The organism is Shinella sp. HZN7 (genome assembly GCF_001652565.1).
In the GTDB taxonomy this organism is placed as follows: Bacteria; Pseudomonadota; Alphaproteobacteria; order Rhizobiales; family Rhizobiaceae; genus Shinella; species Shinella granuli.
Genome location: NZ_CP015739.1, coordinates 261,619 through 278,665, shown reverse-complemented (window position 1 = coordinate 278,665; position 17,047 = coordinate 261,619). Strand labels below are relative to the sequence as shown.

The 17,047-nt window shown below is 65.2% G+C and carries 19 protein-coding genes; 9 read left to right on the top strand and 10 right to left on the bottom strand.

Going from position 1 to position 17,047, the window contains the following annotated elements; genetic code table 11:
* Window positions 1-101: 101 nt before the first annotated feature.
* The 5 genes from shn_RS28510 to shn_RS28490 all read left to right on the top strand — a co-directional run bounded on the left by shn_RS28510 (window position 102) and on the right by shn_RS28490 (window position 4,570).
* On the top strand, window positions 102-1,136 hold the full coding sequence (locus shn_RS28510; RefSeq protein ID WP_064333907.1) for a sterol desaturase family protein: 1,035 nt from the start codon (window positions 102-104) through the stop codon (window positions 1,134-1,136).
* Window positions 1,133-1,444 carry a MocE family 2Fe-2S type ferredoxin gene (locus shn_RS28505; protein ID WP_064333906.1) on the top strand — a complete coding sequence of 104 codons (312 nt, stop codon included), beginning with the start codon at window positions 1,133-1,135 and terminating at the stop codon, window positions 1,442-1,444. Before shn_RS28510 ends, shn_RS28505 begins: the two co-directional genes overlap by 4 nt.
* A gap of 78 nt (window positions 1,445-1,522) precedes the next feature.
* Window positions 1,523-2,467, top strand: a complete 945-nt coding sequence (locus shn_RS28500; protein WP_064333905.1) for a substrate-binding domain-containing protein — start codon at window positions 1,523-1,525, stop codon at window positions 2,465-2,467.
* A gap of 49 nt (window positions 2,468-2,516) precedes the next feature.
* On the top strand, window positions 2,517-3,722 hold the full coding sequence (locus shn_RS28495) for an NAD(P)/FAD-dependent oxidoreductase (RefSeq protein ID WP_064333904.1): 1,206 nt from the start codon (window positions 2,517-2,519) through the stop codon (window positions 3,720-3,722).
* Window positions 3,722-4,570 (top strand): sugar phosphate isomerase/epimerase, encoded by an 849-nt coding sequence (locus shn_RS28490; RefSeq protein ID WP_145926087.1) that lies wholly within the window; start codon window positions 3,722-3,724, stop codon window positions 4,568-4,570. The genes shn_RS28495 and shn_RS28490 overlap by 1 nt, the downstream gene beginning before the upstream one ends.
* A gap of 11 nt (window positions 4,571-4,581) precedes the next feature.
* On the opposite strand, the gene shn_RS28485 is transcribed toward shn_RS28490, so the two are convergent.
* From shn_RS28485 to treZ, 5 genes are all read right to left on the bottom strand, one after another.
* Window positions 4,582-5,697 (bottom strand): hypothetical protein, encoded by a 1,116-nt coding sequence (locus tag shn_RS28485; RefSeq protein WP_064333903.1) that lies wholly within the window; start codon window positions 5,695-5,697, stop codon window positions 4,582-4,584.
* On the bottom strand, window positions 5,652-6,911 hold the full coding sequence (locus shn_RS37650; protein WP_064333902.1) for a hypothetical protein: 1,260 nt from the start codon (window positions 6,909-6,911) through the stop codon (window positions 5,652-5,654). Before shn_RS37650 ends, shn_RS28485 begins: the two co-directional genes overlap by 46 nt.
* Complete coding sequence (locus shn_RS37225) at window positions 6,854-7,231, bottom strand: alpha-amylase family glycosyl hydrolase (RefSeq protein WP_064333901.1); 378 nt, start codon at window positions 7,229-7,231, stop codon at window positions 6,854-6,856. Before shn_RS37225 ends, shn_RS37650 begins: the two co-directional genes overlap by 58 nt.
* A gap of 33 nt (window positions 7,232-7,264) precedes the next feature.
* Window positions 7,265-7,636 carry a CBS domain-containing protein gene (locus shn_RS28470; RefSeq protein WP_064333900.1) on the bottom strand — a complete coding sequence of 124 codons (372 nt, stop codon included), beginning with the start codon at window positions 7,634-7,636 and terminating at the stop codon, window positions 7,265-7,267.
* 123 nt (window positions 7,637-7,759) lie between these two features.
* Window positions 7,760-9,583: a malto-oligosyltrehalose trehalohydrolase gene (gene treZ / locus shn_RS28465; RefSeq protein WP_064333899.1), complete on the bottom strand. Its 1,824-nt coding sequence runs from the start codon at window positions 9,581-9,583 to the stop codon at window positions 7,760-7,762.
* 203 nt (window positions 9,584-9,786) lie between these two features.
* Here treZ and glgX point away from each other — a divergent pair, with 203 nt between their 5' ends.
* Both glgX and shn_RS28455 read left to right on the top strand, forming a co-directional pair.
* The gene (gene glgX, locus shn_RS28460; protein WP_064333898.1) at window positions 9,787-11,871 is read left to right on the top strand and encodes a glycogen debranching protein GlgX; all 2,085 of its coding nucleotides are present in this window, start codon (window positions 9,787-9,789) and stop codon (window positions 11,869-11,871) included.
* Window positions 11,872-11,880: 9 nt separating this feature from the next.
* On the top strand, window positions 11,881-12,906 hold the full coding sequence (locus shn_RS28455; RefSeq protein WP_064333897.1) for a DNA topoisomerase IB: 1,026 nt from the start codon (window positions 11,881-11,883) through the stop codon (window positions 12,904-12,906).
* A gap of 113 nt (window positions 12,907-13,019) precedes the next feature.
* On the opposite strand, the gene shn_RS28450 is transcribed toward shn_RS28455, so the two are convergent.
* The 4 genes from shn_RS28450 to shn_RS28435 are packed head-to-tail and all read right to left on the bottom strand — an operon-like array spanning window position 13,020 to window position 14,182.
* The gene (locus shn_RS28450) at window positions 13,020-13,322 is read right to left on the bottom strand and encodes a DUF2934 domain-containing protein (RefSeq protein ID WP_145926086.1); all 303 of its coding nucleotides are present in this window, start codon (window positions 13,320-13,322) and stop codon (window positions 13,020-13,022) included.
* Window positions 13,307-13,567 carry a DUF982 domain-containing protein gene (locus tag shn_RS28445; RefSeq protein ID WP_145926090.1) on the bottom strand — a complete coding sequence of 87 codons (261 nt, stop codon included), beginning with the start codon at window positions 13,565-13,567 and terminating at the stop codon, window positions 13,307-13,309. Before shn_RS28445 ends, shn_RS28450 begins: the two co-directional genes overlap by 16 nt.
* Before the next feature lie 2 nt (window positions 13,568-13,569).
* Entirely contained in the window at window positions 13,570-13,962 is a 393-nt protein-coding gene (locus shn_RS28440; RefSeq protein ID WP_064333895.1) for a CBS domain-containing protein, read from the bottom strand.
* Window positions 13,963-13,975: 13 nt separating this feature from the next.
* On the bottom strand, window positions 13,976-14,182 hold the full coding sequence (locus shn_RS28435; protein WP_064333894.1) for a hypothetical protein: 207 nt from the start codon (window positions 14,180-14,182) through the stop codon (window positions 13,976-13,978).
* A 172-nt stretch (window positions 14,183-14,354) separates the two neighbouring features.
* On the opposite strand from shn_RS28435, the gene shn_RS28430 reads away from it, so the two are divergent.
* Window positions 14,355-14,546 (top strand): DUF3008 family protein, encoded by a 192-nt coding sequence (locus tag shn_RS28430; RefSeq protein WP_064333893.1) that lies wholly within the window; start codon window positions 14,355-14,357, stop codon window positions 14,544-14,546.
* 21 nt (window positions 14,547-14,567) lie between these two features.
* Window positions 14,568-14,945: a response regulator gene (locus shn_RS28425; protein ID WP_064333892.1), complete on the top strand. Its 378-nt coding sequence runs from the start codon at window positions 14,568-14,570 to the stop codon at window positions 14,943-14,945.
* A 316-nt stretch (window positions 14,946-15,261) separates the two neighbouring features.
* On the opposite strand, the gene shn_RS28420 is transcribed toward shn_RS28425, so the two are convergent.
* The gene (locus shn_RS28420) at window positions 15,262-17,022 is read right to left on the bottom strand and encodes a penicillin-binding protein 2 (RefSeq protein WP_064333891.1); all 1,761 of its coding nucleotides are present in this window, start codon (window positions 17,020-17,022) and stop codon (window positions 15,262-15,264) included.
* Between the last annotated feature and the right edge of the window lie 25 nt (window positions 17,023-17,047).

Here is a 17,047-nt window from a genome sequence, read left to right as displayed (position 1 = left end):
CGTTGCACAAGGCGTAACGCGGCGAGCGGCGCGGCATGCGCTCCTTCCAACAGGGAAATTCCGCGGGTGCCGACGCACCCGCGCGTCCGAGGGAGAGCGCAATGGACGATCTGAAATACGGAACGCGCAACAAGCGTGGGGACTGGGCGCCGAACCAGCCGGTGGAAACCGCGCCGCTGTTTACCTTTCCGCTCCGCTTTCTGGCGATCCTCAAGTGGTTGCCGCACTATTTCTTTCCGTGGAACGCCATCTTCGCAGCCTCTGCCGTTGCCTACTGGGCCTGGGTGGTCCCGCCGGTCGAAACGATGCAGAGCCTCGGCGTCGGCTGGGCCGCCTGGCTCTATGCGGTGAACGCGGTCTGCGTTCTTCTCTTCTACGGCGCCTTCGAATTGCATCTCTATGTGCTCAAGCGGCAGGAAAACCGCTTCAAGTACAACGGAAAGTTCCCCGCCGACCAGAAGAACACGGCCTTCTGGTTCGAGAGCCAGAACCTCGACAACATCCTGCGCACGTTTCTTTCGGGCGTCACCATCTGGACGGCGATCGAGGTCGCCATGCTCTGGGCCTATGCCAATGGCTATGCGCCGTGGTTGAGCTTTGCCAAAAATCCGTGGACGCTGGCACTCGTCGCCCTCGTGGTGCCGATCATCCACGAGTTCCACTTCTTCTGCATCCACCGGCTCATCCACACGCCGTTCCTCTACAAGTGGGTGCATTCGGTCCACCACAATTCGGTGAACCCGTCGCCGTGGTCGTCGCTGTCGATGCATCCGGTCGAGCACCTGCTCTATCTCGGCACCGCCTTCTACCACCTGATCCTGCCGTCGAACCCCGTCCTGATGCTCTACCAGCTCCACTATGCCGGCTTCGGCGCTATCCCCGGCCATGTGGGCTTCGACAAGGTGGAGGTCGGCGAGGAGACGCTGGTCGACAGCCACGCCTATGCGCACTACCTGCACCACAAATATTTCGAGGTGAACTACGGCGACGCCCTGATCCCGCTCGATAAATGGTTCGGCACCTGGCACGACGGCTCGGCAGAAGGCGAGGCCCGCATGCAGGAGCGCTACCGCAGGCGCAAGGAAAAGCTCGCCGCCCGCAAGGCCCGCGCTGAAGCCCAGGGAGCCGCCGAATGACCTGGGTTCAAGCCTGCAAGCTCACCGATATCGAACAGGAAGGCGCCATCCGCTTCGATCATGGCGGCCGCACCTACGCGATCTACCGCGCGCCTGATGACAGCGTCTATTGCACCGCTGGCCTCTGCACCCACGAGGCGATCCATCTTGCCGAAGGGCTGGTCATGGATTTCGAGGTGGAATGTCCCAAGCATTCCGGCGCCTTCGACTATCGCACCGGCGAGGCCCTGCGCCTGCCGGCCTGCGAGAACCTGAAAACCTATCCCGCCGAGGTGATCGACGGAGAGGTTCGCGTCGCCCTCGGCTAGGGCGGCGTGCCGACAAGCAGGCCCGTCGGGCCTCCGGAGTGCGAGCGGGTGGACCGGCACCCACATTGGGAGGATACCATGAAATCCATGTGCCTGGCGGCCGCTCTGGCCGCCTTGATGGGAAGTGCTGCCGCAGCGGAGACGATCGGCGTCTCGATGCAGAGCTTCGACAACAACTTCCAGACCCTCTTGCGCGAGGGGATCGGCGCGCGGGCCGCCGAGGTCGACGGCGTCAGTGTCCAGGTCGAGGACGCCCAGACCGACATCTCCAAGCAGCTCAACCAGGTGAACAACTTCATCGCCGCAGGGGTGGACGCGATCATCATGACGCTGACGGACACCTCCGCCGCCCCCGGCATCAGCGAGGCCGCCGAAAAGGCCGGCATCCCGCTCGTCTATCTCAATCTCGAACCCGACAATGTCGGCGCGCTGCCGCAAAAGCAGGCCTATGTCGGGTCGAAGGAGACCGATTCCGGCGAACTCGGCGCGCAGGCCGCCTGTTCCCTGCTGAAGGAAAAGGGCAAGGCGAGCGATGCGCAGGTCTATATCCTGATGGGCGACCTTGCCCACCAGGCCTCGCGCGACCGTACCTCCTCGTTCAAGGACGCGCTGGCCGCCAGCGACTGCAAGGGCGTCACCATCGCCGACGAACAGTCCGGCGCCTGGACGCGCACCAATGCCATGGACCTGACGACCAACTGGATCACCGCGGGTCAGCCCATCGACGTGGTCTTCGCCAACAATGACGAAATGGCGATCGGCGCGATCCAGGCCCTGAAGGCGGCGGGCGTCTCCATGGACGATGTGATCGTCATCGGCATCGACGCGACGCAGGACGGTCTTGCCGCTATGGCGGCGGGTGACCTCGACGCGACCGTGTTCCAGAACGCCAAGGGTCAGTCGGCAAGCGCGGTGGATGCCGCGGTGGCGCTGGTGCGCGGCGAGGCGATCGAAAAGCAGGTCTGGGTGCCCTTCGAGCTCGTGACGCCGAAGAACATGGCCGACTACGCCAGCCGGAATTGATCCTCCCCGACCGGCGCCCCGGCGCCGGTCCCTTTCCACGGAGACCAGCATGGACGATATCGTCATCATCGGGGCGGGCGAGGCCGGCACCCGCGCAGCCTTCGCCACCCGCGAAGCCGGCTTTTCCGGCGCCGTCACGCTGATCGGCACGGAGCCGCACCTGCCCTACGAGCGTCCGCCGCTCTCCAAGCCGCTGGGCGGAGCCGTGCAGATGAAGACGATCTGCACGTCCGAGGCGCTGGAAGCCGCCGGCATCGCCTATCACCAGGGCCTTGCCGCCATCCGCATCGACGCCGCCCGCCGCAGCATAGCGCTCAGCGACGGCCGGGCATTGCCCTATGGCAAACTCCTGCTCGCCACCGGCGCCCAGCCCCGCCAGCTGGCATGCCCCGGCGCCGAGCGCGCGCTCGACTTCCGCACCTATCGCGATGCCGCGACCCTCTTTTCCCGCGCTGAAACCGGCGGACCTGTCGCTATCATCGGCGGCGGGCTGATCGGCATGGAGCTTGCCGCGGTGCTGCGGGGCAAGTGCATTGCCGTCAGCATCATCGAGGCAGCGCCCAGGCCGCTCGGACGGGCGGTTCCGCCACGCTTTGCCGAAAGGCTGCACGCCCGGCACCGGGAGGAGGGCGTGCATTTTCATCTCGGCCTCGGCATTGCCGAAATCACCCCCGATGCCGTCATGCTTGCCGATGGCAGTCGCGTTCCCGCCGGCACTGTCATCTCGGCCATCGGCGTTCTGCCCGATATCACGCTTGCCGAGAGGGCAGGGCTCGCAACGGCGAACGGCATCCTCACCGACAGCTTCCTGCGCACGAGCGATCCGCATATCTTCGCCGCCGGCGACTGCGCCGCCGTCTCCCAGCCGGGCGGCCGCGCCATTCGGTTCGAGAGCTGGCGCAATGCGCGCAGCCAGGCCGAGACGGCCGCACGGAACATGACCGGCGCCCGCGAGGCCTTTGCCGCCCTGCCCTGGTTCTGGTCCGATCAATACGATCTCGGCCTGCAGGTGGCAGGCCTGCCCCAGCCGGGGCACCAGAGCATCCTGCGACCGGTCGCCGGGGGCGAACTCGAATTCTACCTTGCGGACGGGCGCCTCGTGGCGGCAGCCGGCCTTGGCACCGGCAACGCGGTGGCGAAGGACATCAAGCTGGCCGAGATGCTGATTGCCGCCGGCATCCGTCCCGATCTCTCGGCGTTTGCCGATCCGGCCTTCAATCTCAAGGCGCTTCTCAAGAGCACCCGGGCCGCCTGATGCAGACGCTGCTCGTCTTCCAGTCGCTCTGGGCCATGGAGCGCCGCCATACGGATGGCCATGAACGCAGCCTTGCAGAAAACATCGCGATGATTGCAAGGGCAGGGTTCGACGGTGTCAGCGCGCACTATACCAACCGCACCGATGTCACCCGCCTTAACGAGACACTAGGCGGCACCGGCCTGAAGATCGAAGGCGTCTGCTTCCCGCGCAGCATAGACGACCTGCGCCTACCGCTGGAGCTGGCCGCCGAATTCCCGGTCAGCCATATCAACCTGCAACCCGATATCCGGCCGCGCCGGATCGAGGATTGCCTGCCGCTTCTCGACGGATGGATGCGGCTTGCCGGGGAGGCGGGCATTCCCGTCTATATCGAGACGCATCGCGACCGGATGACCACGGACCTCTATTTCACGCTCGATCTCCTCGACCGGCGGCCCGACCTGCCGCTTCTCGCCGACCTCTCGCATTTCCTGGTCGGCCGGGAGTTTGCCTTTCCGGTCTCGCAGGAGAACCATGCGCTGATCCGGCGCATCCTCGACAATGCCCAGGCCTTCCATGGCCGCATCGCCTCGCGCGAGCAGGTGCAGATCGAAATCTCCTTCCCGCATCACCGTCCCTGGGTCGATCTCTTCCGCTCGTGGTGGGACTACGGTTTCCGCGGCTGGCGCTCCCGTGCGGCCGAGGATGCCGCACTGGTCTTCACCTGCGAACTGGGGCCGAAACCCTATGCGATCACCGGCCGGGACGGCAACGACACGACGGACCGGTGGGAGGAGGCGCTCCAGCTCCGCCGGATGGCGCTCGATCTCTGGGTTGCCAGTGCCGCGCCCGCTCGGGATGGTTAACGAATGCTTACCTACTGGTCCACCGACAGGAGCAGTGCCGCAGGTGCCTTGGCGAAGAGGGGGAAAAGCGGGAGATCCTGGCCGAGCGTGAAAGTGTCTCCATCGAGAACGGAGCGCACGACGCGGCCAACCAGGCGAGAGGGGAGGGCAGCGGCCATCTCGCGCAGGGTCGTATCCTGCAACAGCAGGGTGCCGGGCGCCACCTTTCCGAAGGCGAGCCGGGGAACGGCGACGATCGCGAAGGCCTGCTGCGTGCCGCGCAGGAAGGCAAGCGCACCACCGTCGCCGCCGGAAACGGCGAGGGGCTGGTAAGGGCCCGAGAAGGGGAGGGGGCTCTTCCGTCTTGCTGCCAGCACGGTCGCCGTAAGCCATTGCTTGTAGAGGGGAAAGGCCGCACCGGCGGGTTCGGGCCTTTCGGGGATCGCCATTCCGGCGACATCCAGCATCGCCCGGTTGTCGGGATCGACGAGGGAGAAATCGCAGCGCTCGCTGCCCTGGTAGAGATCGGGAATGCCTGGCGCCGTCAGCTTGATCATCGCCTGGCTGAGGGCATTCACCCGGCCGGCGTCGATGAAGGGGGCAAGTGTCGCGTCGAAATCCCGCAGGAAGGCATCGTGCCGCATGAGACCGTCGATGAAAACGCCGACCATCCGTTCGTATTCGGCATCGGGTTCTGTCCAGTTCGTGGCGAGTTTCGCCTCGCGCAGGGCCTTGGTGGCGTAGAGCCTCATCCGCTCCGCCAGTGCCTGCAGCACAGCGGAATCGCCAGGGGCACCGGAGGGCCAGATGCCGGCGAGCGCCTGATAGATGAGCCATTCCACCTCCGGCTCCGGCACCATTCGCCCATCGAACATGGTGCGCAGGGATGCGTTGAGCGCGCTCCATCGCCGCGTCGCGGCAATCCAGGTGTCCGGCGCTTCGGTCAGCGTGTAAAGCCGGGCGCGGGCATCTTCGCCCCGCTTCGTATCATGGGTCGCGGTTGCCGACAGGCCGTGCGGCATGGTCTCGGCCCGGTGCGCCATGAAGGCATCAAAGGCCGATACGCCACCGATCGCGACACCGGGATCGCCCCCGACCTCATTCAGGGCGATGACGGCGTTTTCCCGATAGAAAAGGGTGTCTTCCACCGCCTTTGCCATGATCGGGCCGCTGAGTTGCTGGAAGCGCCGCCGGAATTCGGCGCGGGAACCTGCTTCGGCAGGATGCGGATCGTCGACCAGAAGGCCGGCCACAAAATCGATCGCGGAACGGAGTTCGTCCCCTCCGCCGCCTCGATCGCGTCCTTGCGTACACCCTGCACCAAGATGCGGTCGCCTTCGGGCACCACGGTCGCCGTCGTATAGGTTCGGTAGACGGGCAGCGCGATGATAAGGGAGCGGATCGCCCCGGCCAGTGCCCCACGGTCGAATTCCAGCCCGTCCGCATCGGCGATCGCCCTTGCAAGGCGCGCGACGCCCGCCACCTCGCCCGCAAAGTTCTCCATCAGCATCTGGCGTTTGGCGCTCCGCCTCTCCTCGGAATAGGAATTCTGCCGGTCCGGCGGTTTCAATGCGGTGAAAGCCTGTTGCAGCCGTTTCTGCCCCCATTCATCGACGAGAACATCCGCAAGCGCCCCGATGAATTCATAACCGGTCGTGCCCTGGACGGGCCAATCCGTCGGGAAGGGTTCCTTCCTCTCCAGGATCTTTTCCGTGATGATGGAGGGCGCGGGGCCGACGGCATCGCGCAGGCGCCTGAGATAGCCGAGAGGATCGGCAAGCCCGTCGACATGGTCGATCCTGAGCCCGTCCAGTATCCCCTCGCGCACCAGCTCGATGATCAGGTGGTGAGTATCTTCGAAGACGCCGACAGCCTCCACGCGCATGCCCACCAGGCCGGCGATCTCGAAGAAGCGGCGATAGCTGAGGTGCCGGCCGGCGGTCTTCCAGTCGGCCAGCCGCCAGGGTTGGGCATCGTGTATTGCATGAAGCCGCGCGGCGTCCCGCGATATCGCCTCCAATCCTTCGGCGATGGCCTCACGATGGCCCGGGGTCGCAAGCACGCCGGACAGGCGGCGCCGGTTTTCCGCCTCGTCCCCGGGCTGGAGGCCGGCGCCGGCCGTGCACAGATCCGCAAGGGCCGGCCACCTCACATCCGCCAGAACCTGCAGATAGCTGTGCGGATGCAGCGGATAGAAGGTCTCGTGATAGCGAAGCGCCAGCACGCCGTCGCGCGGGTCGAGCGCAAGGCTTATCGCCCCGTTTGCCAGCTCCGCGTCGAAGCCGCTGCCGAGAAAGGGAAGCGTCAGGCGCTCGGACCAGTCGATATCGAAATGCCGGGCATATGGACTGTCCGCCCCCATGTCACGACACTCCGCCACCAGGGATTTTCCAGATGGGCGGCCATGTGGTTGGGAACGATATCGAGGATGAGCCCCATGCCGCGGTCGTGCAGGTCGCGCGACAGGCGCCGCAGGCCGTCGAGCCCGCCGAGGCACGGATCGATTTCGTTTGCATGGGTGATGTCATAGCCATGGGTCGAGCCACTGACCGCCGTCATGACGGGAGACGCATAGAGATGGCTGATACCGAGCGCCTCGAGATAGGGCACGAGCCGGCAGGCGGCGGCAAAATCCAGGCCGTTGCGGAACTGGAGGCGATAGGTCGAACGGATCGGGATCAAGACATTGCCTCGCTGGCCGGCGGTGCACAACGGTCAGGTCCGGCGGCGCTTGAAATCCGATTGCGAAACGACACCGGCCAGCCGGTTCTGGCGGTCGAGCACGGCAAGACGGCGCAGATGCAGCGACTGCATGTTGGCCAGCACGCTTTCCGGCTCCTCGTCGTCGAAGCAATAGGTGATGTTGGTCGTCATGACGTCGCTGACCTTGGTGGTTTCCGCATCGAGCCCCGGCGCGACGGCACGCAGGATGATGTCGCGATCGGTAAGCGTGCCGACAAGACCGCTGGCATCCGCCACGGGCAGGAAGGCGATATCCCATTCCGCCATCAGGCTTGCGGCATATTGCAGGGTCTCCTCGGGCCGGACGAGATGGACATTGCGGGTCATGATGTCGCCGATGGGCATGAGGACCTCTTGCTGCGCTTTGACGAGAGCATGTCCGGAAAAAGAAATGTCGCCTCGGCACCGGACTGCGATAAAAACAACGCTCTAAAGCCGCGCCGGCGAACCGGGTCCGACGGCGCTGCTCTAGAAACAGACGAGCGGCACTTTGGTTCCAATGGCGGCTCCACGCGGCGGCTTGCCGGCGCGATCGATGGTGACGGCAATCGCCGGCCCGGCCGCGCCGTCCGCCCCCCGTTCGAAGATCGTCTCTCCGCCGGCCGCCGGCCAGGCCTTGCGTTCAGTCGTCAGGTTTACGCGCAGGCGAAGCGTCCCAGCAGAGAAATGCCAGTCCACGGCAAGAACGCCGTCCTCGGCAGGCAGTATCTGCGGCGCGGCTGCCGCGGAGAGCAGCGGCGCGACATGCGCCTGCCGGAGCCGGATGAGATAGCGCACGAAATCCATCCGCCGCCGGCCATCGGGCGAGGCGGCGCGCGACCAGTCGAGCGTCGAGCGCCGCATCGTCTCCTCCGCGATCGGATCGGGAAGACCGTCCAGGGTCTTGTCCGCCTCCAGCCCGCCGAACTTCTCCGCCTCCTGCTTGCGCCCCTGCCGTACAGCCTGGGCAAGATCGCCGGTGAAATCGGCGAAGAAGAGGAAGGGGCGTTCCTCGCCATATTCTTCGCCCATGAAAAGCATGGGGGCCGGTGGCACCAGCAACAGCATCGCCGTCATGACGTCGAACAGCGCCGGATCGGCAATCTGCGTGAGCCGGTCGCCGAAGGCGCGGTTGCCGACCTGGTCGTGGTTCTGCAGGAAATTGACGTTGACCTGCGGCGGCAGGCGGTCCTGCGGCGCCGGCCCCACCCGGTCCTGGTTGCGATCCGCATGCACGAAGCCCCTGGCCGTCGCCTCACGCAGGAGAGCCGTGGTGTTTTCCGCGAAGGGCGCGTAGTGCCCCTGCCGCTCCCCGGTGGCGACGACATGCAGGGCGTGATGGAACGCGTCGTTCCATCCGGCCGTATAGTGGCGCACCACGCCGCCATCGCGGTTGAGGAGGCTCTTGCGGCTCAACTGATCCTCGACGACGAGATGCACCGGCCGGTCCGGCACGGCCTGCCGGACCGCTTCCGCCATCTCGATGAGGACATGCTTTTCGCTCTCGTCGCTGATCTCCTCGGTCGCATCGAGACGCAGGCCGTCGAACCGGTAGTCGACGATCCATTGCAGAGCATTGTCGATGAAATAGCGGCGCACCGGCTCCTGCTCGAAGGCAAGCGCTGCGCCCCAGGGCGTATGGCGCTCGGGATGGAAGAAGGCCGGAGCGATGCGCGGCAGGATGTTCCCGACCGGGCCGAAATGATTGTAGACGACATCGAGCAGGACCATGATCCCATGGCCATGGGCGGCATCGACCAGCGCCTTGAGGTCATCGGGCGTGCCGTAGGCGCTGTGCGGCGCATAGTGCAGCACGCCGTCATAGCCCCAGCCGCGTCGCCCGGCGAAATGCGCGACGGGCATGATCTCGATGGCGGTGATGCCGACGTCACGGACATGGGCAAGCCGGTCGATGGCGGCACGGAAGGTGCCTTCCGGCGTGAAGGTGCCGATATGCAGCTCGTAGAGCACCGCCTCCTCCCAGGGACGGCCCTTCCAGCCGGGGTTTTGCCAGGCATGGCCGGCATGATCGACGACGATGGACGGGCCTTCGACACCCTTCTCCTGCGCATGCGAGGCGGGATCGGGAATCACGAGACCATCGGGGAGGCGGAAGGAATAACGGTCGCCGGGCCGGGCAAGATCTGTCTCGGCCGTATGCCAGCCTTCACCCGCCGGGCGCATGGCGATCTCGTTTCCTCCGACGAGCAGCGTGACCGTTTCTTCGGCAGGCGCCCAGAGGCGGAATTGCACCCGGCCGTCCTCGATGAGGCTCGGTCCCCAGCGTCCCGGCGTCGACGATGTCTGCGTCATGCGGATCCTCTCGTGGCGTAATAGGGGAGGGAACCGGGCGGCGACGAAAATGTTCCGGAACAAATCGCGCCTTTTCGCATTGCACCATCGTTCTCTTCGCACCCCCGACCGGCACTTCCCAAACCCGTCGCAGGTCGCGATGGAACATCCGCGGCGGCGGTCCGGGCTTCTGGAGCCGCATGCTCGACCGAAGGGGACATCACATGGGCTATTCATTTTCCGAACTCGATTTCATGAAGCCGGAACTCGGCGCCGAATTCACCGGCGAGGGCACGCATTTCGCCGTGTTCTCTGCCCACGCTGAACAGATGGAGCTCTGCCTGTTTTCCGACGACGGCAAGGAGGAGACGGCGCGCCTGCCGCTCCCCAAGCGCGAGGGCGGCATCTGGTCCGGCTATATTGCCGGCCTGAAGCCTGGCACCGTCTACGGCTACCGGGCGCAAGGCCCCTACGATCCGAAGAACGGCCACCGCTTCAATCCGAACAAGCTGCTGCTCGATCCCTATGCCAAGGAGATCATCGGCGAGATAGCCTGGGACGATGCGCTCTACGGCTACCGCATCGGCGATCCGGAGGAAGACCTTTCCTTCGACGATCGCGACAGCGCGCCCTTCATGGTCAAGGGCGTGGTACAGGATCCGGATTTCGACTGGGCGGGCGATGCCGCCATCCGCCGGCCCTGGACCGAGACGATCATCTACGAGGCGCATGTGCGCGGCATGACGATGAACCATCCGGGCGTGCCGGAAGAGCTGCGCGGCACCTTCATGGGCATGGCGAGCGACCCGATCATCGAGCATCTCGTCGACCTCGGCATTTCCGCCATCGAACTCCTGCCGATCCAGTATTTTCCCGACGACCGCCATCTCCTGGAAAAAGGCCTGCGCAACTATTGGGGCTACCAGACTCTCGGCTTCTTCGCGCCGCAGCCGCGTTTCCTCTCCGGCCGTGCCGTCATCGAGTTCAAGACCATGGTGAAACGCTTCCATGCCGCCGGCATCGAGGTGATCATGGATGTCGTCTACAACCACACGGCCGAAGGTTCCGAGCGCGGCCCGACCCTCAGCTTCCGCGGGCTCGACAATCTCAGCTATTACCGCCTGTCGCCGGACGACCGGCGCCACACCTATGACACGACGGGCACCGGCAACACGCTCAACATCGCCCATCCGATGGTGCTCCGCATGGTGCTCGACAGCCTGCGCTACTGGGTCGGCATCATGCATGTCGACGGCTTCCGCTTCGATCTGGCCAGCACCCTCGGCCGCACGCGGCACATCGAGTTCGACCGCCAAGGCACGTTCTTCGATGCGATCCGGCAGGACCCGATGCTTTCCGGCGTGAAACTGATCGCCGAACCGTGGGACGTCGGCGACGGCGGCTACCAGGTCGGCGGTTTCCCGCATCCTTTCCGGGAATGGAACGACAAGTACCGCGACGACGTGCGCCGCTTCTGGAAGGGCGATGACGGCCTCGTTTCGGGGCTTGCGGCACGGCTCACCGGCTCGGCTCCGCAGTTCCACCATTCCGACCGCGGCGCCACCTCGTCGGTCAACCTGATCAGCGCCCATGACGGCTTCACGCTCATGGACACCGTCTCCTATGACGGCAAGCACAACGAGGCCAATGGCGAGGACAACCGCGACGGCCATTCCGCCAACCACTCGCACAATATGGGCGCCGAAGGGCCGACCGAGGACGAGGCCATCCGCGCGGCGCGCGACCGTCGCCGGCGCAACATGATCGCGACCCTGCTGCTCAGCCAGGGCGTGCCGATGCTGCTCGGCGGCGACGAGCTCGGCAACAGCCAGAGCGGAAACAACAACGCCTATTGCCAGGACAACGCGATCGGCTGGACAGACTGGAACGGTCTAGACGATCCATTCCTCAATTTCTGCAAGGGCGCCATCGCCTTCCGCAAGGCCCATCCGGTGCTCCGGCAGGAGCGGTTCCTGACGGGCGAGGCGGGGGAGGGCGGCACAGTCGAGATCGCCTGGTACAAGCCGGACGGCGGCGACATGACCGATGCTGCCTGGACGGACGGCAATCTGCGCACCCTCGGCCTCTTCCTCGCAAAACCGGCCAACGGGGAAGGGGCGGACCAGCTCTTCATGGTCTTCAATGCAGGCGGGGATTGCGACGTCATGCTGCCCGCCGCAAACGGCATCACGGCATGGAAGCGGACGCTCGACACGGGATCGCAAGACGGCGCCTTCACCGAACATCCTGCGGATGGCCCCGTCATGGTCGCCGGCGCAAGCATCGCCGTCTTCGAACCTGCGGGATAACGATCGACCATGGCGCCGGAAAACCTGAAGGAGACCGGTCTCGTCTATGTCAGCGACAGCGAACCGGGCATCCGGCGCCAGCGGACCGGCCGCGGCTTCTGCTATCGCCTGCCCGACGGCGCGCTCCTGCGCGACGCTGCCGTGAAGGCACGCATCACCGCCCTCGGCCTGCCGCCGGCCTACGAGAATGTCTGGATCTGCATCGAGGCCAACGGCCACCTGCAGGCGACCGGCTACGATGCGCGCGGGCGCAAGCAGTATCGCTATCATCCCGACTGGCAGGCGCTGAAGAGCGGCGACAAGTTCGGCCAGCTCATCGCCTTCGGCCGCGCGCTGCCGAAACTGCGACGTGCGGTGAAGCGTGATCTTGAAGGCGAGGCCGGCGCTGTGGACACGATGCTGGCGGCAATCACCGTGCTGCTCGACGAAGCCCAGCTTCGTGTCGGCAACCGGGCCTATGCGGTCGAGAACAAGACCTACGGTGCGACAACACTGCTCAAGCGCCACGTGACCCTTACCGACGGGCGCATCGCGCTGCGCTTCACCGCCAAGGGCGGCAAACGCGTGCGCCGCACGCTGAAGCATCCCCGCCTCCAGCGCCTGCTCGAAGAGTGCGCCGACCTGCCAGGCCGCCAGCTCTTCGTGTGGAAGGACGAGGGTGATCTTGTCCGGCCGATCGATTCCGGCCGGCTCAATGCCTATCTCGCCGAGATTTCCGGCATCGCCATTTCGGCGAAGACCTTCCGCACCTGGGCCGGCAGCCTCGTTGCCTTCGCCCATGCTCGCCATGCGATCGAAGAGGGCAACCGCCCGACGATCAAGGGCATGGCCGACGCGGCGGCGGAAAGCTTGCACAACACGCCGGCCATTGCCCGGTCGAGCTACATCCATCCGGACATCATCGCGCTCGCCGAAAAACCGGAGATCCTCGGCCTTGCGCTGCGGCGCCCCGCGCTCGACATTTCAGGATTGCGGGTGGAAGAGGAACGCCTTCTGCGCTTTCTCGAAACCCGCAAAAGGGCGCAGCAGGGTTAGAGATGCTCGCATTGGAGCATTTCCGCTTTTTTCGAATCGCGAAAATGCCCCAACTCTTCAATTCTAACGCAGTTCCGGACGCAAAACCGCTTCGCACTTTTGCTGGAATTGCTCTAGTGGCGAAGCGCAAGTGCCTCGTCGTCTTTCCGCCGCGGCCGGCGGATCGCGTCGACGGCCTTGCGGGTGGCGTCGTCGGCCTCGTTGGAATTGCGTTTCGTCTTCAGATGCTCGGGCAGGGCGACCCGTTCCAGTTCGGCGCGCTCGCGCGCCGCCTGTTCCCAATGTTCACGATCCTTGCCGTGCGGGCGTCCTTCCGCCTCCCACAGGCCATAGGCGCGCTTGCTGATCCATTCCTGTCGCTCGTCATTCACGATGATGTCCCTTCGGTGGTGGCGGCGATCTATGTCGTCGTCCATGAATTCACGCGGAAACCGGCTTCCTTCGCCGCCTCGATGAAGGCGCGGCGCGCGAAGGCCGGGTCGTCGTCACTCGTCAGCCCCTGCTCGCAGACGCTTCTGGCCATCAGCGCTGCAGGTCCGTCTTCGATCGGCCAATGGTTCTTCAGGCACAGGAGGGCGTCTCGCGTGCTCTGCACGCGAAGCACCTGCCTGCCGCTCTCAAGCACGACGGCCTCATCCCACAGCCGATCGGTCGCAAAGATGGTCATTGCCGTTCCTCCGTCGCGGGTCTTTCGGTGGGAATGTCGACCAGACTGACGATGCCGACGACCCGCCGGTCGTCGTTCACCACCACGAGACGGCGCACACCGAGTTCGCGCATGCGGGCCGCCACCATTGCCGTGTCATCGCCCTCGTTACACACTTCAGGCGACACGGTCATGAATTCGGCAATCGCCATGGAGGTGGAATGCCCCCGCCCGAGGACCGAGACAACGATATCGCGATCCGTGATGATACCGACGATGGCGCCGACGCCCGGCACTTCGACCGGCAGGGCACCCACTTCGGTTTCAAGCATCAGCCGTGCGGCCGACTGGGCGGTGTCATTGGGAGAGACGGTCACGATCTGGGCGGACATCACGTCCTTCACAAGCATGTCCGTCGCCCCTTCACAGCCGTCCGTTGACGAGGCTGCGGCCGTTCGGCGCGGCGGGCACGACCACTTCCTCGTGATCCTGCCGGATGAGCGGCAGATCGACCTGTTGCGGCACGATCACCTGCGGTTCCCAGGAATTGCGGTGTTTGCGGGTGTTCCTCAGGTCGGCCTCGGGGGTGACGGCGGGTTTGCGGGCAAGCGGCTTCTTCTTCTGGCGCACGTTGAACTCCTGCGAACGGGCTTCGTCTTTTCAAGAAACGCAAGCGCGCCCGCTTGGTTCCCAAAAAACCGGAAACCGACATGCCCTGCCGCCGCTAAAACCCGCCGATATCGAGGGAACATTTGGAAGGCCTGCGGGTTTGCTGGGAATATTCCCACAAGGAGGGTGTTCCATGCCTGCAAAATCGAAAGCGCAGCAGAAGGCTGCCGGGGCCGCACTGGCCGCCAAGCGCGGCGACATCAAGAAGAGCGAACTGAAGGGCGCCTCGCGCAGCATGGAAAAATCCATGTCGCAGAGCGAGCTGAAGGAACTCGCTTCAACGAAGCGCAAGGGCAAGCCCGAGCACGCTTCGAAATCCGCCTGACGCGTTGAACGGGAGGAGCCGATGCGCGTTCTGATCGTCGAGGACGAATTCCTGATCGCCAAACTTCTTGAAGACGTGGTGGAAAACGGGGGCCATGAAGCCATCGGCCCGGTGTCGACCGTGGAGCAGGCCCTTGCCTATGCCCCGCGCACCGACATAGCACTGGTGGATCTCAACCTTTCCGACGGAAACAGCGGCCAGCTTCTCGCGCGGCGGCTGATCGACCGCTTCGGCATCGACGTCATTTTCGTGACGGGCGACCCGACATCGGTGCAACAGGGTTTCGACGGTGCGCTGGCGGTGGTGAACAAGCCCTTCCGCGACGAGGAGATCACCGGCGCTCTCACCCTGGCGCTGGACAAGCGAAGCCGCTCCGTCGCCCGCCGCGTCGCGCCCTGACATTGCGGTTCTCAAGCACGCCGAGAAGACGCATAACCTGGCGGGCCATAACCGACATCGGCCGCGACATGCCGAAGCGGCTGGCTCGCCGCCGATTGCCACCGGCGATGCCGATATAGAGAAGGTCGTCTTCGTCGGACGGGGTGAGCAGCGTGACGGGCGTCGTGTTGGCTACCGCGATATGCGCGGCGCCGACCCCGCGCAGCCGCAATATCGATATTGACCTGCATCTCCCCGAGAAAATCGATCGTGGTGCGGACATGGCCGTTATAGGCCGCTTCGATCCTAAGCGCCCCGCGGCAGTAGAACGGCAAACCTAATAATCGACCAGCCGCATCTCCGCCTCCGGCGTGCCAAAGCGCGGCTGAACGCCGAGAAGGGGCGCGACGCGCTGGATTATGGCCTTGATCATCGGCGCCGCGGTGGACGCCGCGGTTCGCCCGCCGTTTTCGCCCGTCCGGGGCGCATCGATGATGGAAAGGACGATGTATCGTGGCCTGTCCATCGGAAAGGCGGCGACGAAGGCGTTGAAATTGATGTTCTTGGCGTAGCGTCCGTTGATGACCTTGTCGGCCGTCCCGGTCTTGCCGCCGACAAGGAAGCCGTCGACCTGCGCGTTTCGGCCCGATCCCCTCTGTCCGTTCCAGTCATAGAGGAAGCGCATGTCCGCGCTCGTCGTTTCCTTGAGGACGCGGGTCGCGAGCGCCTGCGCCTCGTCCTTCGTACGCGGAAGGAAGGTCGGCGGGATGAGGTAGCCGCCATTCACCAGCGCGGCGGCCGCGACGGCGGTCTGCAGGGGCGTAGTGGCAACCCCGTGGCCGAAGGAGATCGTGACGGAATTGATCTTCTTCCATGTGCGCGGCTGGGTCGGCGTCGCGACGCCCGGCATCTCCGTCGCCAGCTTCGACAACAGGCCGAGCCGGGTGAGGAACTGCTGGTGGCCGTCGATGCCGACCATGTCGGCCACCGCGGCGGTGCCGATATTGGAGGAATACTGGAACACTTCCGGGATGGAGAGCGGGCGGTTCCTGCCCCTGAAATCCCGGATGGTGAAGCCGCCCATGCGGATCGGGCGGGAGGCATCGACGACGGAGTTCAGCGTGATCTTGCCCGCATCGAGCCCCATCGCCAGGGTGAAGCTCTTGAAGGTCGACCCCATCTCGAAGGTCGCGTTGCTGATGCGGTTGAACCAGCCTTTCTCATAGTTCCTGTCGACGCTTCCATCCGCCAGGGTGCGGGACGGCGCGTTCGGGTCGTAGTCGGGCACCGAGGCCATGGCCAGCACCTCGCCGGTCTCCACGTCGAGGATGACGGCGCCGGCCGCTTCCGCCTCGTAGTCGGTCATCGCCTTGGCAACGACGTTGCGCACGATGTTCTGGACGCGAAGGTCGATCGACAGCCGGACCGGCGCCAGGTGGGCATCGTCGGTCAGCCCGGCGGCCCGGAGGTCCGCCAGCCCCTGCTGGTCGAGATAGCGCTCCATGCCCGCAAGGCCCTGGTTGTCGACATTGACATGGCCGACAATATGCGAGGCGGTGGCGCCGCCCGGATAGAACCGCCGCTTCTCTGGCCGGAAGCCGATGCCCGGAAGCCCGAGCGCCAGGATCTCGGCCTGCTGCCTGGGCGTCAGTTGCCGCCGCAGCCACTGGAAGGCGCTGGGGGAGCGCAGCTTCCTGTGCGTATCGCCCCAGTCGAGGTTGGGAATGACGAGGGCGAGCTTTTCGACCACTTCGTCGGCATCGACGATGCGGCGGGGATCGGCATAGAGCGAGACCATGTGGAGGTCCGTCGCCAGCAGCTCGCCATTGCGGTCCGTGATGTTGGGGCGTGAGGCGATCGCATGGCCATTGCCGCCGATCGACGCGGAAAGGACAGGCTCGGAAAGGCCGTATTGCAGAAGGCGCCCGCCGATCACCAGATAGACCGCCGAAAAGATCGCGATCATGATCGCCACCCGCTGCCGCGCCTGCTTCCTGCGGCGCGCATTGGTGCGGACGAATGCCTCGCCCCTGGCGTGCCGGCCCCGGTCGAGGACGAAATGCGCGCGGCTCTTCAGTCGGATGACGAACGAGATCATTCCACAGCAATCCAGGCCCTGTCGC